The 21,345-nt window shown below is 34.1% G+C and carries 21 protein-coding genes and 1 tRNA gene; 8 read left to right on the top strand and 14 right to left on the bottom strand.

Annotation, left to right across the window (positions count from 1 at the left end; all coding sequences use genetic code 11):
• Positions 1-83: 83 nt before the first annotated feature.
• A complete protein-coding gene (locus tag I215_RS01220) occupies positions 84-461 on the top strand; it encodes a hypothetical protein (protein ID WP_008990121.1) in 378 nt (125 codons plus the stop codon).
• Here the strand turns inward: I215_RS01220 and I215_RS01215 are convergent.
• From I215_RS01215 to I215_RS01200, 4 genes are all read right to left on the bottom strand, one after another.
• Positions 445-891 (bottom strand): GNAT family N-acetyltransferase, encoded by a 447-nt coding sequence (locus tag I215_RS01215; RefSeq protein ID WP_008990120.1) that lies wholly within the window; start codon positions 889-891, stop codon positions 445-447. The two genes, I215_RS01220 and I215_RS01215, sit on opposite strands and share 17 nt — an antisense overlap.
• Positions 892-906: 15 nt before the next feature.
• Positions 907-1,803 (bottom strand): cation diffusion facilitator family transporter, encoded by an 897-nt coding sequence (locus I215_RS01210; protein WP_008990119.1) that lies wholly within the window; start codon positions 1,801-1,803, stop codon positions 907-909.
• A gap of 9 nt (positions 1,804-1,812) precedes the next feature.
• Complete coding sequence (gene rpiB, locus I215_RS01205; RefSeq protein WP_008990118.1) at positions 1,813-2,247, bottom strand: ribose 5-phosphate isomerase B; 435 nt, start codon at positions 2,245-2,247, stop codon at positions 1,813-1,815.
• A 588-nt stretch (positions 2,248-2,835) separates the two neighbouring features.
• Positions 2,836-3,078, bottom strand: coding sequence for a hypothetical protein (locus I215_RS01200; protein ID WP_008990117.1), 243 nt, complete (start codon positions 3,076-3,078; stop codon positions 2,836-2,838).
• A gap of 363 nt (positions 3,079-3,441) precedes the next feature.
• Between I215_RS01200 and rnr the strand changes: the two genes are divergently transcribed.
• The 3 genes from rnr to I215_RS01185 all read left to right on the top strand — a co-directional run bounded on the left by rnr (position 3,442) and on the right by I215_RS01185 (position 7,227).
• A complete protein-coding gene (gene rnr / locus I215_RS01195) occupies positions 3,442-5,631 on the top strand; it encodes a ribonuclease R (protein ID WP_008990116.1) in 2,190 nt (729 codons plus the stop codon).
• 74 nt (positions 5,632-5,705) lie between these two features.
• Entirely contained in the window at positions 5,706-6,383 is a 678-nt protein-coding gene (locus I215_RS01190; protein WP_008990115.1) for a head GIN domain-containing protein, read from the top strand.
• A gap of 154 nt (positions 6,384-6,537) precedes the next feature.
• Positions 6,538-7,227, top strand: a complete 690-nt coding sequence (locus I215_RS01185) for a LysE family translocator (RefSeq protein ID WP_008990114.1) — start codon at positions 6,538-6,540, stop codon at positions 7,225-7,227.
• 31 nt (positions 7,228-7,258) lie between these two features.
• On the opposite strand, the gene I215_RS01180 is transcribed toward I215_RS01185, so the two are convergent.
• From I215_RS01180 to I215_RS01155, 6 genes are all read right to left on the bottom strand, one after another.
• Positions 7,259-7,333, bottom strand: a tRNA-Val gene (locus tag I215_RS01180).
• A 206-nt stretch (positions 7,334-7,539) separates the two neighbouring features.
• Positions 7,540-8,049, bottom strand: a complete 510-nt coding sequence (locus tag I215_RS01175; protein WP_008990113.1) for an OmpH family outer membrane protein — start codon at positions 8,047-8,049, stop codon at positions 7,540-7,542.
• A gap of 228 nt (positions 8,050-8,277) precedes the next feature.
• Positions 8,278-9,126 (bottom strand): class I SAM-dependent methyltransferase, encoded by an 849-nt coding sequence (locus I215_RS01170; protein WP_008990112.1) that lies wholly within the window; start codon positions 9,124-9,126, stop codon positions 8,278-8,280.
• A gap of 64 nt (positions 9,127-9,190) precedes the next feature.
• A complete protein-coding gene (gene mnmG, locus I215_RS01165; RefSeq protein ID WP_008990111.1) occupies positions 9,191-11,062 on the bottom strand; it encodes a tRNA uridine-5-carboxymethylaminomethyl(34) synthesis enzyme MnmG in 1,872 nt (623 codons plus the stop codon).
• Positions 11,063-11,228: 166 nt separating this feature from the next.
• Entirely contained in the window at positions 11,229-11,639 is a 411-nt protein-coding gene (gene ybeY / locus I215_RS01160; protein WP_008990110.1) for an rRNA maturation RNase YbeY, read from the bottom strand.
• A complete protein-coding gene (locus I215_RS01155) occupies positions 11,632-14,898 on the bottom strand; it encodes a DUF4175 family protein (RefSeq protein WP_008990109.1) in 3,267 nt (1,088 codons plus the stop codon). The genes ybeY and I215_RS01155 overlap by 8 nt, the downstream gene beginning before the upstream one ends.
• Positions 14,899-15,519: 621 nt before the next feature.
• Here I215_RS01155 and I215_RS16065 point away from each other — a divergent pair.
• A complete protein-coding gene (locus I215_RS16065; protein ID WP_156800159.1) occupies positions 15,520-15,657 on the top strand; it encodes a hypothetical protein in 138 nt (45 codons plus the stop codon).
• A 61-nt stretch (positions 15,658-15,718) separates the two neighbouring features.
• On the top strand, positions 15,719-15,949 hold the full coding sequence (locus I215_RS15645) for a C1 family peptidase (RefSeq protein ID WP_162131547.1): 231 nt from the start codon (positions 15,719-15,721) through the stop codon (positions 15,947-15,949).
• A 102-nt stretch (positions 15,950-16,051) separates the two neighbouring features.
• Here the strand turns inward: I215_RS15645 and I215_RS01145 are convergent, their stop codons facing one another.
• A complete protein-coding gene (locus tag I215_RS01145; protein WP_008990107.1) occupies positions 16,052-17,452 on the bottom strand; it encodes a Gfo/Idh/MocA family protein in 1,401 nt (466 codons plus the stop codon).
• 112 nt (positions 17,453-17,564) lie between these two features.
• Here I215_RS01145 and gltX point away from each other — a divergent pair, with 112 nt between their 5' ends.
• Positions 17,565-19,103 (top strand): glutamate--tRNA ligase, encoded by a 1,539-nt coding sequence (gene gltX, locus I215_RS01140; RefSeq protein ID WP_008990106.1) that lies wholly within the window; start codon positions 17,565-17,567, stop codon positions 19,101-19,103.
• Positions 19,104-19,207: 104 nt separating this feature from the next.
• Positions 19,208-20,137 carry an SPFH domain-containing protein gene (locus I215_RS01135; protein WP_008990105.1) on the top strand — a complete coding sequence of 310 codons (930 nt, stop codon included), beginning with the start codon at positions 19,208-19,210 and terminating at the stop codon, positions 20,135-20,137.
• A 144-nt stretch (positions 20,138-20,281) separates the two neighbouring features.
• Here I215_RS01135 and I215_RS01130 read toward each other — a convergent pair whose 3' ends face one another.
• Genes I215_RS01130 through I215_RS01120 form a run of 3 tightly spaced genes read right to left on the bottom strand, consistent with a single transcriptional unit; the run spans position 20,282 to position 21,218 of the window.
• Entirely contained in the window at positions 20,282-20,485 is a 204-nt protein-coding gene (locus tag I215_RS01130; protein WP_040459684.1) for a DUF6327 family protein, read from the bottom strand.
• 28 nt (positions 20,486-20,513) lie between these two features.
• Entirely contained in the window at positions 20,514-20,867 is a 354-nt protein-coding gene (locus I215_RS01125; RefSeq protein ID WP_008990103.1) for a phage holin family protein, read from the bottom strand.
• Positions 20,868-20,870: 3 nt separating this feature from the next.
• Complete coding sequence (locus I215_RS01120) at positions 20,871-21,218, bottom strand: YtxH domain-containing protein (RefSeq protein WP_008990102.1); 348 nt, start codon at positions 21,216-21,218, stop codon at positions 20,871-20,873.
• Positions 21,219-21,345 lie beyond the last annotated feature (127 nt).

Genomic DNA, 21,345 nt, shown 5'->3' with positions numbered 1-21,345 from the left:
ATGGACCATACAAAAAACTATTTAATAAAAATTTTAACTTGTTGATAATTTGATAATTAACATATATTACTTACCTTATTAGCATGATAAAAGCAGAAAAAATAAATAACACAGACTTTTTAAATAGGACTGTTGAGTACCTTCAAAATCGTGGGTTTAATAATATAAAGGCAGATTTAGAGGGATATGAAATACCTAAATCCTTTACTAAAAAAGGAAGTGATGTGGTTATAACTCCCGATATAGTAGCAGATAAAAATGGCATAAAACACTTTTTTGAAATCAGTTTAAAATCAGAAAAACCCAATCTGTTAAAATCAAAATGGATGTTCCTCGATGTTCTAAGTAAGATGAAGTCCTACCGATTTAAAATTATCACAACCAAGGGGCATTATAAATTTACTAATGCCATGTTGGACGATTTAAATATGGATAAGAAAATGATCAAGATCGATCCTTAATCATCTTAATATGTGGAATTCCATCTTCTAGATATCCCTGCCCAATGGCTATGAAGCCATGTAAATTATAAAATTTCTCGAGATGCTGCTGTGCTGAAAGTATTATTGGTTGCTCTTTAAAATAGCTGTAGATAGCCTCAATGGAGGCTTTTAATATTTTATGTCCATAACCATGTTCTCTATATAAATCTCTTACTAGAACCCTTCCTATGCTCGCCTTATCAAAATAATCATTGGCGTTAAAAACGCGTGTATAGGCCACTAATCGACCATCTTTTTTACCCAATAGATGTAATGCCTTTTGGTCTTTAAAATCTATATCCTGATAGGCGCAATGTTGCTCTACAACAAAAACTTCACTTCTAAGAGCCAACATATCATACATTTCCACTTTGGTTAATTGGTCAAAGGTCTTTACCTGAATATCCATATTTTTACTATTCTATTAGTCTTGTACGATAGTGTCTTTTGGGTCAATTTTATTGTATTCTGGTTGGATGGTGATATGGTTAATACCAAATTTTTCTTGAAGAACAGCCTCGATACATTCCAATACAATATTAAAGGATTCTAAATCTATATTTTCTTTAAAATCCAGATGAGCTTCTAAATGTAATTCATCATCATTTAAATGCCAGACATGAATGTGATGCAATTTTCCAACTTTGGGTAATTTATGGACCTCTCTAACTATTTCTTTAATATCAATATGCTCTGGTGTAAATAACATAAGCATTTTAGTGGATGTTCGAAGTAAATCCCAACCAACAAATATAAGATAGACTGCGATTAGGAAGGTTAATATACTATCTACCCAAAACCACCCAAAAAATTTCATAAGAATACCTCCTAAAAGAACAGCCACACTTGCTAACATGTCTGTAAATAAGTGAAGGTAAGCCGACTTCATATTAAGATTTCGCTTAGCATCTTTTTTTAAAAGTAAAACACTAAATCCATTGGCTAATATGGCTATACCTGAAAGCCATATCACAAGATTAGAATCGATAATTTGAGGCTCAGAAAAGCGCCTTATAGCTTCAATAATCAAAAAAATGGCAATAACAACCAGGGTAATAGCATTAATAAATGCAGCAATAATTTCGGCTCGCTTATAACCAAAGGTCATGTGAGCAGAGGCCTTTTTACCCGTTAAGCGATGTGCCACATAACTAATGACTAAGGAAATAACATCCGTAAAATTGTGCAGTGCGTCTGATAATAAAGACAAACTACCCGATATAAGTCCCCCAATAATTTGAGCGGTAGTTATCAGAACATTTAAAACAATTGAAAGTATTAAATTCTTTCCATTAACGATCGTAGTATTGCCTTTAGTCATTATTAGAATTTAACATTGTAATGGGATCTTTCCGATACGATTCGCGTGGCGACCTGCTAAAAATTCCGTTTCCAAATAAACTCTTACCATTTCAATCACCTGAGCGATGGAGGTAAATCTAGCTGGAAGACATAATATATTTGCATTATTATGCTCTCGTATTAGTTGTACTATTTCCTTATTCCAGCACAATCCAGCACGAACATTTTGGTATTTGTTAGCGGTCATGGCAACACCATTTCCAGAGCCACAAATTAAAATACCAAAATCAACTTCTTTTTCGTTCACCTTTGAGGCTACTGGATGAACAAAATCTGGATAATCAACACTATCAGAACTATCAGTTCCAAAATTTAAAACTTCGATTCCTTTTGACTGAAGGTATTCAACAACTGCCACTTTATACTCGGTACCAGCGTGGTCATTTCCAATTGCTATTTTCATGATTTTTAATGTAATTGATCTTTCACAAAGTTAGCAAATACAATGTTTTTAACTTTATGAACACCCATGTTAATTTAATTTTACAATAATTTAATAGTCAACCTATTAACATACCAGTAGAATTGTTGATATTTATTTACTTAAATCTATTAAGTTTATTTGGTTAATTCAATTTAAAATGCTGATTGTAAATATTTGTCAATAATGCAAGTACATTCTTTGCTTTTTAATCTACATTTCATCAACTACTTTTAAGAGGTTATTAACAATGAAAATTCAAAATACTTATCAAAAAAACGATGTTAACTTCGTTGTTAACAACTGTTCAAAAACTATCATCTTTTATTCAAATTCAACCTATTAAATAAAACCTTAATTGTTAATATCTGTGCATAAGTATCGATAAGTAATATATACAAGTAATAACTTAAAAAGTTACTGTACAAATTAACACACAATCATAAGCATCATTTTTATTTTTAAATTTTAAAAGAAAAAGATATATATGTTTATAATAGTTAATAAGTGGATAACTCTTCTTCGTTTTTTAAAATGTAGTTTTGAAAATTATTTTAGTCTGATAGCGTATTAAACGATCTTAAGATGGCTGTTTGGATCCTCAAGGTTCTTTAGTATATCCTTTACGTAGTCGACGTAATGTTTGTGTACGAAAAGTTTTATGCCGCCCAGAGCATTGGAGTAAAAAGGAGAAATTCCAACCATGGTTTCATTTTCAAGATAAAAGGGGATATCCTGGTCATCGAGCACGTGCTTTAACACATAACATTCATGTGGATAGGTAAATGTGGCAACGAGTTTGAAATTTTTCATGGTATCATCATTAATTTGCCTTTTCAGTTAAATTTAATGATTTTTTTCTTTAAAATTGCGTTAACATTTTAGAGCAAATCCTAATTTGTAGTTTTAGTTTCTTACTTTTAACGAATATTGTAAAGAAGAACGTGTATTAAGCATTGTTTAAATTTTAACTACTACTGTACTTATAGGCATTACTAGGCCACAAGTTTCATAAATGATTGTAAATTTAAATCACTTAGAATCAAAGTATTATCTACTCTTTTAGTTTGCATTGCGCAACAGTGTTGTTCCAATTTATTAAATAACTAAAATGTTCTACGAAAATGAATTCGGTATAAATGAATTATTTGTACTTTAAAGAATCAAAAATATTATATGTCAAAAAGAGAAAAAAGAGCTCATAAACAGTTTAAAAATGAGTTAACTAAAGGAATATTTACGGTCTTGGAAAACGACCGTGAAAAAAGTTTTAATTACAAACAAATTGCTTCCAAATTGGGCTTGAAAGATACCAAAGGAAGAAATGAACTTATCAAGAAGCTAGGAAAGCTTAAGAAAGAAAAAAGAATATTAGAAGTTGAAACAGGTAAGTATAAAGCTATTGTGAAACGCAATTACCACAAGGGAATTTTAGATTTAACTTCTTCAGGTAATGGATATGTAATTATAGATGACTTAGAAGATGATGTTTTTATCCCTTCACATTCGATAAACAAAGCCTTTGATGGTGATGTTGTTGAGGTTTATATTTTTCCACGTCGTAAACACGGTAAGAATCCTGAGGGAGAAATCACCAAAATACTCGAACGTAGTAAAACCACTTTTGTCGGTTTATTGCACTTGGAGGATAAGTTTGGATTTCTTAGACCTTCAGATACAAAGATCTATACTGATTTCTACATTCCTATAGAAAATATAAGTACAGCAAAACACGGTGAACTAGTGATCGTAGAATTGGTAGAATGGCCAAAAAAGGCAGATTCTCCTGTTGGTAAAGTTGTTGAAGTTCTCGGAGTTCCTGGTGAACATGAAACAGAAATGCACGCTATTTTAGCCGAATACGGTTTACCATATGACTTTCCATTAGAGGTTACTCATTATGCTAATGGCTTGGATACATCCATAACCGAAGAAGAAATTAGTAAGCGCCGTGATATGAGGAAGGTTCTTACCTTTACCATTGACCCTAAGGATGCAAAAGACTTTGATGATGCCTTATCATTTGAACCATTGGAAGATGGAAATTTTGAAATTGGAATTCATATTGCTGATGTCTCCTATTACATGGATACCAATTCAGTTTTAGAAGAAGAAGCATATAGTAGAGCTACTTCGGTGTATTTAGTGGATAGAGTAGTACCCATGCTTCCAGAGATACTCTCCAATAATGCATGTTCACTTAGACCTCACGAAGAAAAGTATACCTTTTCAGCTGTCTTTAAAATGAATAATGATGGACAGATTCTCGATAAGTGGTTTGGTAGAACCGTTACTTATTCCGATGCTAGGTTCTCCTATGAAGAAGCCCAATCGATTATTGAAACTCAGTCTAATATCATACCAAAAAGGATTTCTTTAACAGGTGAAGAGTACCAGGTAGAAACCCAAATTTCAGATGCAATTTTAAAACTAAATGACGTGGCTAAAATCATGCGTAAACGACGTATGGATGCTGGAGCTATTTCATTTGATAAGGTTGAGGTAAAGTTTGACTTAAATGATAATAATGAACCTATTGGAGTTTATTTTAAAACTTCTAAGGAGGCAAATAAACTCATTGAGGAATTTATGTTGCTGGCCAATCGTAAAGTTGCTGAGTACATCGGAAAGCAGAAAAAAACATTTGTATATCGCATACATGATGATCCAGATGAAGAGAAATTAATGCAATTGCAAGGCGTTATTGCAAAGTTTGGATATAGGATAGATATGAAGAGTAAAAAAAGCCTCACGAGCTCTTTAAATAGTCTATTGGATGATGTACAAGGAAAGAAGGAGCAGAATTTAGTTGATACTTTGGCAATAAGAACTATGAGTAAGGCTATTTATACCACTGAAAATATTGGACATTATGGTTTAGGGTTTGATTATTATACACATTTTACCTCTCCAATACGGCGTTATCCAGATGTGATGGTTCATCGTTTATTACAACACTATCTCGATGGTGGATCCTCTGTGGATGCAGAAATTATCGAACGAAAATGTAAACATGCCACGGATATGGAAATTTTGGCTACCAATGCTGAGAGAGATTCTATAAAGTATATGCAAATCAAGTATATGGAAGATCGTTTCGATGAAGAATTCTTGGGTGTTATATCAGGTGTAACCGAATGGGGTATCTATGTTGAGATTATAGAAAACAAATGTGAAGGAATGGTAAGGGTTTCTGATTTAAGAGATGATTACTACGAATTTGATGCGAGTACTTATTCCGTGGTCGGCGAAAATTTTGGAAAAATATATCAATTAGGAGATGAAGTTTTTGTGAAGATGAAAAGTTTTGACCTTCAAAAACGACATCTTGATTTTGTTATCACTGGAAAAAAACTTACAAATTAACATTTTTTGGGTTTTAGAATTCTTTAAAATTTAAATTCTGGATTACCTTTAGTTTTTAATTTAAATTAAGGAAAATGAAAAAGTATTTCGCAATAATAATGTTTCTATGTGGTGTGACTTCATTAGTAGCCCAGGATAATTTAACCAAGGATCTAGGAGAGTTCCATGAGGTTAAAGTATATGATGGTCTTTCTGTTACATTGATAAAGGGTAATAAAGATCAGGCTATTATATCTGGTAAAAATGCAGCAGATGTGGTGGTTGTTAATAAAAACGGAAAGTTAAAAATTAGGATGAGTATTAATGAAGTTTTTAATGGGCATACTACCTATGTAACTTTATATGCTAAAGGTATGATTGATGCTATTGACGCAAATGAAAATTCGTTTGTAACAAGCCAGGATGTTTGGTCCCAAATTGATCTTGATTTACGTGCTCAGGAAAAAGCGGAAATTGAATTGGAACTCGATGTACAGCGTCTTGAAGCGAAGGCTACTTCTGGAGGAATTTTATCTCTTAAAGGGAAAGCTTCTAATCAGGATATAGACGTCAATACTGGGGGGCAATATAATGGTAAAGAGTTAGAGTCTTCTCAGACCAAAGCCATGGTGAAAGCTGGTGGTACGGCTCATATTTCAGCAAGTGATTATGCAGATGCTAAAGTTAGAGTAGGAGGTACTATCAATGTTTACGGAAATCCTACAGTATTAGAAAAGCAAACTTTTATCGGTGGTACTATCAACGAAATGTAAAATGTCGTTGAGTTAGCAGATCCTTTTTCAAAAAGCAACGCCGTAGTATTCTTTTTGATTTCTCTAGGAAGAGAATCATTCGCATTGTGTACCTTTGCTTTGTTATTTTTTAAGAATTAAGAATACCTTAAACTGTTAGTTTATCTATAGTTAAATGATTCAAGATATATTTACGGCAATACCGCTTGGAATCTTGTTGTCCTTTACCATAGGACCAGTTTTTTTTGTTTTACTACAAACTGGTGCTGTTAAGGGATTTAGGGCTGCCCTTGCTTTTGATTTGGGTGTGGTTTTAGGGGACTTCTTGTTTATTCTTATCGCCTATTACAGTACCAATAGAATATTACACAAAATAAAGGACGAACCTTCCTTGTTTATTCTAGGAGGAATCGTACTTATCGTTTATGGTTATGTTTCATTTCGTAAATGTAAAACAGATTTTAAAAGAGATATTAGAAATGCTATCAACCAAGTAACGGTCAAACGTAATTATATTAGACTGTTTATCAATGGTTTTTTACTTAATTTTATTAATGTTGGTGTACTGGGTTTTTGGTTGGGAATCATATTTATTTTTGGTCCAAAATTAGAAATGGAAGACCGGCGTATTTTTGTATTTCTGACAACCATTCTCGCTACATATTTGATCGTTGATTGCTTTAAGATTCTACTTGCAAAGCAACTTAGAACAAAACTAACTCCTCGTAGGATTTTTAAAATAAAACGAATTATCAGCTTGGTAATTGTTTTCTTTGGTTTTGTACTTATGCTACAAGGTATTTTTCCAGGAGAGAAGGAGAAAATAAAGCATGTTATTGAAAATATTAGAGAGCAAAAGAAGTAGGTGATAAGCTCCTAAAGAATGTATAATTTTGTGGGTCATACTGGACTCGAACCAGTGACTTCCACCCTGTCAAGGTGACACTCTAAACCAACTGAGTTAATGACCCATTTATCACGTGTAAATTAACGCTACTCTGCGCTGTTGTGATGGATGCAAATGTAATGATCTATTTTAATTTTTCACTAGTTGTTTATTTTATTTTTTTCGGAGTCAAAGTTTACTTAAATCTGGGTTAGCAGTGATCTTATTTCTGCCAAATAAAAAAAGACGCATATTGCTATACGTCTTTTTGATTCTGAAATAGTTGATTTGTTATTTCTTATATTTATCATTTAAAGCCTTTAGTACCTGGTCAGTAATATCTTTGCTGCTCTCTCCGTACATAACACTTCCGGCATCATTTTTTCCAAGAATAAAAGTATATCCATTTGTTTTTCCATAATCAACTACAAATTCTTTTACTTTCTTTAGCAATGAATCAATTTCACCTTGACTTTCCATGGCTAATTGTTGTTCTTCACCTTGAATTTGTTGTTGAACCGTTTGGCTTTTCTGCATTAAAGATTGATATTTTTCCTGTGCAGCATTCTGTGATAGTTTCTGAGCCTCTTCTTGGAAGGCTTGTGCTTCTACTTGAAAAGCCTGGGTGATACTATCTCTTTTTTTACCGAAAGCTTCAAATATTGTTTTGTATTTTGCTTCTATATCTATTTTTTCTTGATACTCGTTTAATAGCTTAGTATTATCTACAAAAGCGATTTTGTCTTGTTGACAAGAAACTGATGCCAAAGCAACGGTTATGATTAAAATTATTTTTTTCATGGTTTTTATTTAAATTTTATGTTGATAGCAAAAATAGAAAAGTAACTCGAATTTTTGATTTAGAAGCTGAAAATTATTGGTATTACTATAATTTATAGTTATTAATTTATAAATAAGTTTTAATTATTAAAATTGAGTTTATATAAAGCTGTTTACGGCGTTTTAATTTTCTTTCTATAAGTATGTTAAGCTTATTAGATTATAGCCCTTTAAACGCTCTATAAAGCGTTATTTGGTATTTTTTTTAGCTATATAGAGGATTGAGGAGTACTCGCTGGTGCTTTTAGCCTTTAAATTAGAAAGAAGGCCAATAGAGAATGCTTTTACCAAATTTTTTCTACCACTTTTATTTTCCTCTGATAATAAACTTACATAAAATGAATCAAAGGGTAGGGCCTTGTATTTTGTTATTTTAAAATTCTGTTTCTCCAGCAATTCTTTCATTCCTGTTTTACTAAAGTGCCAAAGATGTCGAGGAACATCATAAGCAGCCCAATAGTTTTTATAATGTTTGGCGTCGGATGAATTATAGTTTGGAACGGCAATGAGTAAAATACCATCTTTGTTTAAAAGCGCGTCTATTTTTTTTAAATAAGCCGATGGTTCATAAACATGTTCTAATACATGCCATAGAGTTATAACATCAAATTTATCACCCTTTAATTCTTCAAGTTCTTTAACTACGTTATTTCCTTTTGCTTTGGATAATTTCCTCGCATGTTCGTTTGGTTCAGTCCCTGTTGAACTTATATTATAGTTTTTAGAAGCACTCAAAAAGTCCCCCGTTCCACTTCCTATGTCTAATAGTTTCTTGGTATTCGGTTTAAGTTTTAGTATGGTTTTATACTTGCTTTTTATTGCATAGTTTTTTACGAACTGATAAATTTTATCAATAAAATTATCCTTAGAATCTGTGTGCGATATATACGAATTACTTTCATAATAGTATCCAATTTTGTTCTTATCAGGTGTTGGATAAGTTTTTAAAACACCCTTAATAGGTGTTTCTTTAATATGAAATTCTTCACCGCTTACCAGATGATCTTTACAAATAATATGTGTGGGATACTCTACCATAATTTAAAAATACGCAAGATAGTATATAAAAAATAAAAAGGGTTCCACGTGGAACCCTTTAAAATTATCTGCCCATATGGACAAGCATTACGCTAATATCACTTGGTGAAACTCCGCTTATTCTTGAAGCTTGAGATAGGGTTGTTGGCCGAATCTTTTTTAATTTTTCTTTAGCCTCAAAGGATAAGGATTTTAAATTATCGTAGTTAAATTGCTCTGGAATTTTTATTTCTTCTAAACGATTTAGTTTGTCTGCATTGTTTTTTTCTTTATCAATGTAGCCTGAATATTTTACTTGAATCTCTGTTTGTTCTAATACTTCGGTATCCAAATTATTCTCTTCGATGTATTTTTTAACACTATCAATTTTTCTTAAATACTCTAAGGTAATATTAGGTCTTGCAAAGATTTTAAACATCTTATCAGATTGTTTCATGGTCGAAGAATCTACAGATTCCAATATAGGATTTATTACCTCTGGCTTTACACTAGTATCTCTGAAAAACTGAACAAAGGCATCGGATGCTTTTTGTTTTTCCTCCATACGTTTCAATCTTTCTAGAGATGCTAATCCAATTTCATGGCTCATTGGAGTAAGACGTAAATCTGCGTTATCTTGTCTTAGTAAGGTTCTATATTCTGCTCTGGAGGTGAACATACGATAAGGTTCTTCTGTGCCCTTTGTTATTAGATCATCTATTAGAACTCCAATATAAGCTTCATTTCTCTTAAGTATAAATTCTGATTTCTCCTGTACTTTTAAGGCAGCATTTATACCAGCCATTAGTCCTTGAGAAGCCGCTTCTTCATAACCTGTTGTTCCATTAATTTGACCAGCAAAGTACAATCCTTCTATAAGCTTTGTTTCTAATGTATGCTTTAATTGCGTAGGAGGGAAGTAGTCATATTCGATGGCGTAACCAGGTCTAAAAAACTTTACATTTTCAAAACCTTCTACTGATCGTAAAGCTTTAAATTGGACTTCCTCTGGTAAGGAAGTAGAAAATCCATTTACATAGTATTCAACCGTGTCCCACCCTTCTGGCTCAACAAAGATTTGATGACGATCTTTATCTGCAAATCTGTTTATTTTATCTTCAATTGAAGGGCAGTATCGAGGACCTATACTTTTTATTCTACCATTAAACATAGGAGAGCGATCGAAGCCTTCTCTTAATAGATCATGTACTTTACCACTGGTGTAAGTCATATGACAATCCCTTTGATGCTCCAATGGTTTTGTAACATTTGAATAAGAAAACTTATCAGGGTTTTCATCACCTGGTTGAACGGTCATTTTGCTAAAATCTAATGATCTTCCATCAACTCTAGGTGGAGTTCCAGTCTTCATTCTTCCAGATTCAAATCCACATTTTATTAGATCCTCTGTTATACCTGTTGCGGCTTTTTCTCCTGCGCGTCCACCTCCAAATTGTTTGTCTCCAATATGAATTAAACCATTTAAAAACGTCCCATTAGTTAGAACTACAGCTTTAGATCTGATCTCTATTCCTAAGGAAGTACGTACTCCTTTTATAACACCATTGTTTATAATTAAACCAGAAACCATTTCCTGGTAGAAATCTACGTTAGGAGTTTGCTCTAACATTAATCGCCATTGTTCTGCAAAACGCATACGATCACTCTGTGCTCTTGGAGACCACATTGCAGGACCTTTTGATTTGTTGAGCATTTTAAATTGTATGGCTGTTTTATCAGTAACTATTCCAGAATATCCACCCATGGCATCAATTTCTCGTACAATTTGTCCTTTTGCAATTCCTCCCATAGCGGGATTACAAGACATTTGTGCAATATTTTGAAGGTTCATTGTTACTAATAACGTACTTGCTCCCATATTGGCTGAAGCAGCTGCAGCTTCAGAACCAGCATGGCCAGCACCTACAACAATTACATCATATTGTTTATCAAACATAAATTTGGGTTTTTATCTATTCAATTTATTTTGCAAAAAAACGAAATTTAGAACAGTATCCCATGAATCATACATAGGATCTTATATGTTCTGAATTTGTAAATTTTATTGTTCCACGTGAAACAGCAGGGAAAATCCTTGTTATTTGTGGGATTGATCGGGGAGTCTATTTAAATAAGGCGATTTTTTCTTCTTCTTTTTGTCGCATTAATTTACTATCTTCTTCGGTTTTATCTTTATATCCACAGTAATGTAAGATGCCATGCGCCATAACTCTTCGAAGTTCATTCTCTAAGGATACGTTATATTCTTTAGCATTTTCTCTTACTCGCTCAATGGAAATGAAAATATCACCTTGAATGGTGGTGTGATCAGAATAATCAAAACTAATGATATCTGTAAGTGTGTCATGATCTAGGTATTCAACATTTATTTTAAAAAGATAATTATCATCACAAAAGATATAATTCACTTCACCACAGTTTTTAGATTCTGACGAAATGATGTTTTCTATCCAGCTGCTATATTGCGCAGGGTTATCAATAAGAAAATCTGTTTCATAATGAAAATTAATCATCGGTTTTAAAATAAGTATTTACCTTCTCTTTATAAATTTGCCGCAAAGGTAAGCTTTGTCTATTTAATATTTCAACTTCATTTAAATATTGTTGAATATCAGGATTTAGGTTTTCTATAGGATTTGTAAAATTTTGATCATTAGTAGTACTCTCACGCTCTGGTTTTTCCCCTTGCTGCATGGCAGCGTTTTCTAGTTTTAATAATTGATGTTGGAGTTGAAGCATTTTTTGCTCATTATCTCGCGTAAAACCTTTTTCAATCAAATCATTTTCTAATTGCTTCATTTCTTCAATGGCTTTTTTAGTGTTGAGTTTATCTGAAGGGTTTTGAAGTTTATCCATTTGTCCTTCCAAAGCATTTCTTAGAAATTGTTGTTCTTTGTAAATCTCAAACAGTTTTTCTGACATTTCTTCCCCATTTTCACCTTGAGAGGGTTCTCCTTTGTTGTCATTTTGTTTATTTTCTTGTTGCTTACCCATAGCATCCTGCATGGATTTATTTAATTGTTCTTGCGACTGAATGATATCTGGTAATTGAAAATCCTTTGTACCCTCCCCAGAGCCCATCGATAAACTTTCTTGCATATTATCCAAAATGTTGCTCAAAAAATCAGCTAATGAATTCGTTGCTGTGAGCGCATATTGTTGATAGGATACTCCTTGGTATGTTTGATTCTCAGCAAACTCTTCCAAAGATTTATCGATGTTATAGTAAACATCATTTACATCTTTATTAATCTGCTCAGTTAACTTTGGTTGGCGTAATGATAAAGTAAATAGACTGTCATCTACATGCTCAAATACTGATTTTAAATCGTTCTGCTCCTTTAAATATACCGAAAGGTTTGTGTTACTTTCCTTTAACACTCCAATGCGCTGCATTAGGCTTTCTTGCTTTAATGAAAACAGTACTAGGTTATCTAAAATTTGCCGTAACATATCGGCGTCTTCTTGTAAACTCTCTTGTGAACCAGATTGCATTTGGTTTTTCATCTGCGATCCTAGTTGTTGTAATTTTTCGGCTGCCTTTTTCTGGTGATTTTTTGCATCTGTTTTTGAAGCGCCCTGGTCTAACTTCTCTTTCGCTTGTTTTTGTTGCTGCTTAATTTGCTCTTCCATGGGCTCGTCCCTTGTTAGATCCATAGGTTTTTTTAGCAGCTTGTTTTCCTTTTCTAAAAGTTCTAATTCTTGTTGTATTTTATCAAATTCAGCGTTTAATCTTTGTTGATCATCACTACTGCTATTTTCTTTTTTAGCCAATTCCGATTGCCTTTCAGATAAGGAAAGAATGTCATTTTTTAATTTTTCTGCCTTGGCTTGAACATAATAACGTTTGGTTAATTCTAAGATTTGTTCTAGACTTCTACTGTTGTTATTCTGGTTTTTGGCCATATCTTCCAACCGCTTACTGAATTCCTCTTTCTTGATTTTATCTGCGAGTTTAGAAAGCTCCTCCATCATCTTTTCATTTTCTTCAAGTTGCTTTTGTCTTCGCTCTAGACGCTCTTTAAGAAGATCATTGAATTGGGATTTCTCTTTATTTGTTTTCTGAAATTCACTTAGGTTTTCAATCAGTTTGTTCTGAAATTTTTCCATCATTTGGTTTTGTTCAAGCTGCCGTGATAAGAATTGATCTATCTTTTTTTTATCATTAAAATTTAGTTGATTTTTTTGTTTGTTTATGGCATTTATTTCATTGAGCTGTTGTTTTTGTTCTTCAGACTGCTCGAAAGTGTTTTGGAGTTGCTGTATGGTTTGTTTTTGATTTTTAAGTTGCTCTTGCTGCAATTCACTATGGCTTAATTTTCTATAGTGAAATTGTTGACTTTTAGAAACTTTCCCACCTCTTATGGCATCGTTATCTGTTACTTGGAAATAGTATTGGTAGTCGACAGATTCTTTTAATGTTAAACCTGTTGGAAATTCATAGACAAAACGATCCACGGTTTGACCGATTATAGGAATATTCCTTTTAAGTAGACTATCACTATCAGTGGCTTTATAGAAAATTTCTAATTTTGTTATTCCATAATCATCACTAAGCGAACCAGTGTATATTTTTCTGTTAACCGCGCTGCTATCTATATGCTCCTTAACGGTAATTGTAGGATATTGATCTTTTATAACTTCGAGGTTGAAATTAAGCTTTTCATAATCGATCAAATAATCGTTGCTTGTAGCAACGCTATAGGAAGTATTGTCATAGATGCGTTTTTTTAAAGAAAACTGCTGCTGGGATTTTGATAACACATGGGTGCTGTCTAAAAGTGCCATGGAAATTTTGTCGGTGTTCTCTGAATTAAATACCCAGTGAATCTCAGTGCCTTCAAGGATGGTAGCATTTCCTGTACTTTTTAAAGTGTCTGTCGATTTTCCTGTATAATTGGGATAATTTAAGGTCATTTCAAAGGAAAGAAGACTCGGAGTTGGTATAACTTTTAGCTGGTAGGGAATTGAATTTACTCCTGTTGCTTGCAGTTGAAATTCAATGTCCTCAATAGGTTGCACAAAGGTATACTGATGGATTGTTGTACTTGATTTTTCCATAAAAAATCTATTTTCCCCAATAACTATTTGAATGTCTTCAGGCACACGACTGCCTTGGGTTTCTACCTCTAGAGTAAAAGATTTCCCTTTAAGTGTTTTAAGGGAATCATTTGTAATTAGAAACTCAAAAGGAGCTGGTGGGGCGTAAGCAGTTTGGTAGTCCACCACGCGCTTATAGCTATCGGTAAAAAGATTCATCTTTCCAATTATTGTAACCAATAGAATTAATACAACTGGGATCGCAGCATAATAAGCATACTTTAAATTTCTCTTATAACTTATAGCCATTTGAAAAGGGATTGGCTTAAGATCATTTCCTTTTTGCTCAATACTGGCTAGCAATAAATCGGACTGGGTTTTGTCCTTTGAAAGTTGTAGAAAATTTAAAAGTTTATCACCCACCGAAGGGAAGTGATTTCCAATAATTTTGGAGGCTTCTTTATGGTCGATGCCTTTGCGAAGCCTAAATAAATACAATAATGGAATGCAAATAAATTTTATAAACAAAAGCACTTCAATTGCTACAAAAGCCCAAAAAAGTACCCTCCGGGAGGATGTGCTCAGCCATAAGAAATACTCAAGTAGAACGATGCCTATAAAATACAACAACCCAACACTAATAAAGAGAAAGAGCCCTTTAAGCAGTTCATTGGAATAGTACTTGCGTAAAAACAAGGCTAATTTATGGTGTATTTCATTTAATATGCTCATTTATAGTGTATTATATTATAAGTATAACCATTAGAAGTTAAAAATACAATTTGTTTGGCATTGTTGTTACTTGTTTTGATCCATATCAAGGAGAATCTAAAAAGTTTTAACGTTGCTAATTCAGGTATTTGGAAGGTTATTTTGTGGAAATTTTTATTTACAACAACAAAATCCTGAAGGGTGAATAACTGGGGAAAATCACTACAAAAAATTTAAATATAATTTTAAGAATGGCTTTTGTTATATTTTTACACATTGGACCCGTTAAATTAAACATCATAAAATTAAAAAAATATGTATTGCAGCAGGTATGGCCTTGCTGACTTTTGGGGTACATGCTCAAGTTAACCTCATTAAAGCATTGGAAAATAACACCTCACTTGCGGCCCAAATTGGCTTACTGCTTTTACCGCTATTTTAGATAGCTACTTAGGCACTGTTCCAGAATCTTTTGAGTATCAAGGAAAAACCTATACTCCTAAAACTTTCGCACAAGAGGTTGTTGGGGTAAAGGCGGAATCCTTTGTAGAATAGGTAGCCTTAGCTCATGAACCGGTGTATTAGGAAGTATTCATCCCAGTTCCTGACAATTGGAGCTTTGATTATGCTTATAATGTAAGCATGAATGACTTTATAAGTGTCATTGAAAGTGCTCTGGATCATGGCTACACCGTTGGATGGGCAGCAGATGTGAGCGAAAACATTTTAGTTGGAAAAACGGTATTGCCTATGTTCCAGAATTGCTTTACAAAGATATGAGCGATGAGGACCGAAAACTATGTTTAATGGGCCTAAAGTAGAGATGGAAATTAGTGAAGCCATGAGAAACAAGCTTTTCACAACTATTCCACAACTGATGATCATGCGATGCAGATTGTTGGAAAGGGGAAAGGATCAGAATAATAAAAAGTACTATATCGTGAAGAACTCCTGGGGAACAGGGAACGATCACCAAGGATATTTGTATGTGACAAAAAACCATATCCTATTAAAAACCAATTCTTTATTCCTTAATAAGGAGGCAGTACCTAATGATATATTAAAAGGATAAAACGCATTTGTTTATAGTAAACGGCAGTATCTCACTTTTATAGAAGTACTGCCGTTTTGGTTTTTATTGAATTATTTAAATGTTATTGCTCTTAAAAGCAGATTATATTTTTGGCAATTCCCAGCCATTGTGGTAATGGGCTTTGACTAGCTCATTGGCCGAGGCATTATCTTTGAACTGATTTGTTTTACTATCCCAATATATTTTTTCACCAGTCTTAAATGCGATATTTCCCATATGAGCATTCACTGCAGAGATCGCTCCTTGTTCAACACTACATCGTAGCTTGGTCTCATTGCCTTTGATCACATCAACAAAATTTTGCGCATGATCATCAAGCGCCTCATTTGATTTTTCAGTAAGTGCAATTTCTGATACTTTAGGTTCTCGTTTACCGTCCTTATAATCATACTCTGGCATCACTTCCCAGCCTTGGCGATCTACTACTAGTGTTCCGTTGTTACCTACAAAAGCTATTCCTTCTGATCTTCCGTAATTTCCTTGATTAATTCCAGTGGCGTGTTCCCACAAAAGGTTAAAGTCATCATATTCGAATACCGTTTGTAGGGTGTCTGGAGTCTCAGAAGCATCATTTGGATAGGCTAATTTCCCCCCTGAAGCCATAATGGATTTTGGAGCAGAGGCATTCATTATTTTTAATGCTATGTCAATTTCATGTACACCCCAGTCGGTCATTAGTCCACCCGCATAATCCCAGAACCATCTAAAATTAAAATGAAATCTATTTTTATTAAAATTACGTTTTGGTGCAGGTCCCAACCACATTTTATAATCAACTCCCTCAGGTGGCGTACTATCTGCTACTGGTGGAACTGGTTTCATCCATCCTTGATAGGCCCAACATTTTACTAGTCGGATATTACCCAATGCTCCTGTTGCTATATAATCAGCTGCTTGTTGATATTGTGAACCACTACGCTGCCATTGTCCTACTTGTGCGATGGTGTTGTATCTCTTAGTAGCATCTACCATGATTGAACATTCTTCAATGGAGTTGGCTAGTGGTTTTTCAACATATACATGTTTACCAGCCTGGCAAGCATCTACAAAGTTTAAACAATGCCAGTGATCTGGGGTTCCTATAATGACCACATCGACGTCCTTGTTTTCCAAGAGTTTGCGATAGTCCTTATATAAGGATACCTTATTGTTATGGCCCATTTTTTTCAAGTCAGCAGCTCTTCTAGCTAACACACTTTGATCCACATCTGCTAGTGCCACACATTGGACTCCAGGTATTTTAAGATGTGCGTTCATATTGGCCCATCCCATACCATTACAACCAATGACACCAAAATTTAATCGGTCGCTAGGTGCTAAATTAGTAAAGAGGGAACTGGCCTGTTGGGCAGTTATAATGTTAGACATGCCAAGACCTGCTACTGCTAGACCTGAGTTCCTAATAAATGTTCTTCTGGTGTTTTTTGTTTTCACATTGCTGGATTTTAATGGTTTTAAAAATCCAAGATACTGTTTTTGCATGAATAAAATTAAAATAGGTTATTAAAAAATGTATTTTTAACACTAATTAATCATGGAAACCAGATTCAAAGTTCCTTTTAAAAACTCCTATCTTTGTCAAAAATTATTTTAAATGAGTACACGCGTTAGAGTGCGATTTGCACCAAGTCCTACAGGACCTTTACATATCGGAGGTGTTAGAACGGCTTTGTTAAATTATTTATTTGCCAAGAAACACGGCGGTGATTTTATTTTACGAATCGAAGATACAGATCAAAAACGCTATGTCGAAGGAGCAGAGGAGTATATCACTAAGGCGCTAAAATGGTTAAATATACCTTATGATCAGGGACCTGATTCAGAGGCTGAAATTCAAGAAAAATACGGACCTTTTCGTCAAAGTGAGCGTAAGGAACTTTATAAAAAATATGCCGAAGAATTGCTAAATAGCGGTTGGGCATATTATGCATTCGATACACCAGAGGAGTTGGATGCAGAGCGACTAAAATCTGAAAGCGATGGCGGTAAATTTACTTATAACTGGGCTACACGTGGAACATTACAAAACTCACTTTCTTTAGACACCCAAGAAGTTCAAAAGCGAATTGAATCTGGAGAACCCTATGTGATTCGTTTTAAATCACCTGTGGATGAATCCATTAAATTAAATGATATAATTCGTGGGGAAATAATAATTGATACCAACATTTTAGATGATAAGGTATTGTTTAAAAGTGATGGTATGCCCACCTATCACCTAGCTAATATTGTCGATGATCATTTGATGGAAATTACCCATGTGATTCGAGGTGAGGAGTGGTTGCCTTCCTTGGCTTTGCACGTTTTGTTATACCGCGCTTTTGGTTGGGATGCTCCTGAGTTTGCACATTTACCACTTATTTTAAAATCTGTTGGCAAAGGAAAACTAAGTAAACGTGATGGTGATAAATTAGGATTTCCAGTATTTCCTTTACAATGGACTGACCCTGTATCAGGAGAGGTTTCTTCAGGTTATAAAGAGCAAGGATATTATCCAGAGGCCGTGGTAAACTTTTTAGCCTTTTTAGGCTGGAACCCAGGTACAGAACAGGAACTTTTTAGCCTTGATGAACTTATAGAAGCTTTTGAAATAGAGAAAGTTCAAAAGGCAGGAGCTCGATTTGATCCGGATAAAACCAAATGGTATAATCATCAATATCTTCAAAAACAATCTAATGATGATTTGGCCAAAGAACTATGCGATTATATCGAACAATCTACCGCCCGCAGAACGGATCTAAGGATTGATTATCTATCTAAGGTGGCCGGTCTTTTAAAAGAACGTGTCAATTTTGTGAGTGAACTTGTAGTAGAAGGGGACTTTTTCTTAAGAGCACCTGAGAACTTCCAAGAAAAGGCTGTCAAGAAACAGTGGAAGGAACACACGGCTAGTTATATGAATCAAGTAGCCATGGTTATTGAGTCGGTAAATGATTTTAATTCTCAAACTATCGAAGAAACTGTAAAGTCATGGATTTCTGAAAAAGAACTGAGCTTTGGTCAAGTTATGCCACCATTGCGATTAGCGCTTGTAGGCGAAATGAAAGGACCGCATGTATTTGACATTATTGATTTACTTGGGAAAACACAAACGCTCGATAGAATCCAGTATGCTGTAACAAAACTGGGATGATTCCTTAATAGATATTCACATAAAGGTACATCTGACTATATTTTATAGATTTTCTAATTTTAAAATTCGTATTTTAACCGCGGTTAACCTATAAATTTTTTCAGATGTATCTTCTTATTCCTTTAGCATTTTTTGGCATTATCATCTTTTTCAGTGCCTTTTTTATCGTTAAGCAACAGACCGCTGTGGCCATAGAACGTTTTGGTAAATTTCACAGTATTCGAAATTCTGGTCTACAGCTTAAAATTCCTATCATTGACCGCATCGCAGGGAAACTAAGTCTTAAAATTCAACAACTCGATGTGATCGTCGAGACTAAAACCTTGGATGACGTTTTTGTAAAGCTTAAAATTTCAGTTCAATACGTTGTTATTAAGACTAAGGTTTATGATGCTTTTTATAAATTAGAGTATCCACATGAGCAAATTACTTCTTATGTATTCGACGTAGTTCGAGCAGAGGTTCCTAAAATGAAATTAGATGACGTTTTTGTGAAAAAAGATGATATTGCTATTGCAGTAAAGTCCGAACTTCAGGATGCCATGTTGGAATACGGATTTGACATCATTAAAACTCTTGTGACTGACATTGATCCTGATCAACAGGTAAAGCATGCGATGAACCGTATTAATGCCTCAGAGCGCGAGAAAATAGCTGCTCAGTTCGAAGGAGATGCTGCTCGAATTCTAATTGTTGAAAAAGCCAAAGCCGAAGCAGAGAGTAAACGTCTTCAGGGTCAAGGTATTGCAGATCAGCGCCGTGAAATTGCCCGTGGTTTGGAAGAATCCGTTGAAGTATTAAACAAAGTGGGTATAAATTCCCAGGAGGCCTCAGCGCTTATTGTTGTAACTCAGCATTATGATACCTTGCAAGCAATTGGAGAGGAAACCAATAGTAACTTGATACTTCTTCCGAATTCTCCGCAAGCTGGAAGTGATATGCTTAACAATATGGTTGCATCCTTTACGGCAAGTAATCAAATAGGGGAGGCTATGAAAAAGCAAAACAAAAAGAAAGACGGTGACGATAAATAGATTACCTCTTTATTTTTAAGTAATTGCAGATAACTTACCGATAGTATTAAATAAAGAAAACGTTGCTGATTTATAATTTTCAGCAACGTTTTCTATTTGTGTCTCGGACACAAATGCAGGTGTAGGAAGGGGGGTGCTTTTAATTTATTTGATTAAATTTCTTAATAGCTTAAACGTTAAGGCCTTTTGAATTACTGAATTTGCAGTTTTTCCGACCACGTTTAAAAAGCTAAAGTCGTCCTTGATGCCGTTAAAGTTGAGTTTTATTTCTTCTTTTGAAATATCCTTTTCTAATTTTAGCACCTTAATATCCTTGTCTATTTCTTCAAATGAAGTGTAAATTTTCATGGTATCTTCTTTTGGTGATTGCCTTGCATCAATCATTATCAAAAAAATCTTTAGAGGCCTTAATGAGCACCATACGTTCTATGGTTTTTCTGCAACCATAAAAAACAATCACTGCAATTAAGACATAGAAAAGCCCCAATATCAAAAAGCCAAGGCCTAAATTATCTAACCAACTTCCTATAAATAAAGCTATAGCGAAGGTCACTAGCAATAGAGCGCCAAATAATAGCGCCCCTAGTATCATAAAGGTTATTAATGAAGTAGAGCCCTTGGTTAAGGTTTTAAATATACTGAGCCTGTAGTACTCATAATTCTTTTCAATGAATTCTTGAGTACTTCTATTGAGCCCCTCAACATTTTCTGAGAGATTGTTCAGTCCCATAAACTACTTTTTAGACGTTGCCGCTTTCTGAAGCTTAGAGTTTTGTTCTCTGAGGTCCTCTAGTTTCGCTTCTAAAGCCACTAGTATGTCATCAGCCTTATAACTCATCGTAGAAAGAGTGTCCTCTAATTTGTTCTCAAAATTTGCACGCGTCTTCTCTGCTTGTGAGCTGAGTTTTGTCGTGGTTGACTTAAGTTGTTTCTCAAGTTCTCTCTGAGCCGATTTTGCATTTTTTCTTATTTTTTTTCGGGTTTTGTCCCCTCTATCAGGAGCATAAAGAATTCCTATCCCTGCTCCGATTGCAGCACCAGTTAAAAGCGCTAATAAAGTATTTCCTGTTTGGTTTGACATATCTAAAAATGTTTTAATTAATAAATTAATCCCCTAATAGTATCTAATTTACGAAAGTTGAAGGTATTATACTAAAAATTGAGAGCATTTAGCCTATTCTTAACAGTTGTGTTAATAGAAATAAAAA

This window comes from Galbibacter marinus (assembly GCF_000300875.1).
Taxonomy (GTDB): domain Bacteria; phylum Bacteroidota; class Bacteroidia; order Flavobacteriales; family Flavobacteriaceae; genus Galbibacter; species Galbibacter marinus.
Note: the sequence above shows the minus strand (reverse complement) of the source record. Positions and strands in the feature narration are given on the sequence as shown.

What these genes read in the sequence shown, in the direction of transcription:
- I215_RS01190 (WP_008990115.1), top strand. Translation starts at nt 5,706, where the DNA reads ATGAAAAAGTATTTCGCAATAATAATGTTTCTATGTGGTGTGACTTCA.
- I215_RS01215 (WP_008990120.1), bottom strand. Translation starts at nt 891, where the DNA reads ATGGATATTCAGGTAAAGACCTTTGACCAATTAACCAAAGTGGAAATG.
- I215_RS15645 (WP_162131547.1), top strand. Translation starts at nt 15,719, where the DNA reads ATGAGAAACAAGCTTTTCACAACTATTCCACAACTGATGATCATGCGA.
- I215_RS01220 (WP_008990121.1), top strand. Translation starts at nt 84, where the DNA reads ATGATAAAAGCAGAAAAAATAAATAACACAGACTTTTTAAATAGGACT.
- I215_RS01185 (WP_008990114.1), top strand. Translation starts at nt 6,538, where the DNA reads ATGATTCAAGATATATTTACGGCAATACCGCTTGGAATCTTGTTGTCC.
- I215_RS01170 (WP_008990112.1), bottom strand. Translation starts at nt 9,126, where the DNA reads ATGGTAGAGTATCCCACACATATTATTTGTAAAGATCATCTGGTAAGC.
- I215_RS01145 (WP_008990107.1), bottom strand. Translation starts at nt 17,452, where the DNA reads ATGCAAAAACAGTATCTTGGATTTTTAAAACCATTAAAATCCAGCAAT.
- ybeY (WP_008990110.1), bottom strand. Translation starts at nt 11,639, where the DNA reads ATGATTAATTTTCATTATGAAACAGATTTTCTTATTGATAACCCTGCG.
- rnr (WP_008990116.1), top strand. Translation starts at nt 3,442, where the DNA reads ATGTCAAAAAGAGAAAAAAGAGCTCATAAACAGTTTAAAAATGAGTTA.
- I215_RS16065 (WP_156800159.1), top strand. Translation starts at nt 15,520, where the DNA reads ATGAATGACTTTATAAGTGTCATTGAAAGTGCTCTGGATCATGGCTAC.
- gltX (WP_008990106.1), top strand. Translation starts at nt 17,565, where the DNA reads ATGAGTACACGCGTTAGAGTGCGATTTGCACCAAGTCCTACAGGACCT.
- I215_RS01200 (WP_008990117.1), bottom strand. Translation starts at nt 3,078, where the DNA reads ATGAAAAATTTCAAACTCGTTGCCACATTTACCTATCCACATGAATGT.
- I215_RS01130 (WP_040459684.1), bottom strand. Translation starts at nt 20,485, where the DNA reads ATGAAAATTTACACTTCATTTGAAGAAATAGACAAGGATATTAAGGTG.
- mnmG (WP_008990111.1), bottom strand. Translation starts at nt 11,062, where the DNA reads ATGTTTGATAAACAATATGATGTAATTGTTGTAGGTGCTGGCCATGCT.
- I215_RS01155 (WP_008990109.1), bottom strand. Translation starts at nt 14,898, where the DNA reads ATGAGCATATTAAATGAAATACACCATAAATTAGCCTTGTTTTTACGC.
- rpiB (WP_008990118.1), bottom strand. Translation starts at nt 2,247, where the DNA reads ATGAAAATAGCAATTGGAAATGACCACGCTGGTACCGAGTATAAAGTG.
- I215_RS01135 (WP_008990105.1), top strand. Translation starts at nt 19,208, where the DNA reads ATGTATCTTCTTATTCCTTTAGCATTTTTTGGCATTATCATCTTTTTC.
- I215_RS01125 (WP_008990103.1), bottom strand. Translation starts at nt 20,867, where the DNA reads ATGGGACTGAACAATCTCTCAGAAAATGTTGAGGGGCTCAATAGAAGT.
- I215_RS01175 (WP_008990113.1), bottom strand. Translation starts at nt 8,049, where the DNA reads ATGAAAAAAATAATTTTAATCATAACCGTTGCTTTGGCATCAGTTTCT.
- I215_RS01210 (WP_008990119.1), bottom strand. Translation starts at nt 1,803, where the DNA reads ATGACTAAAGGCAATACTACGATCGTTAATGGAAAGAATTTAATACTT.
- I215_RS01120 (WP_008990102.1), bottom strand. Translation starts at nt 21,218, where the DNA reads ATGTCAAACCAAACAGGAAATACTTTATTAGCGCTTTTAACTGGTGCT.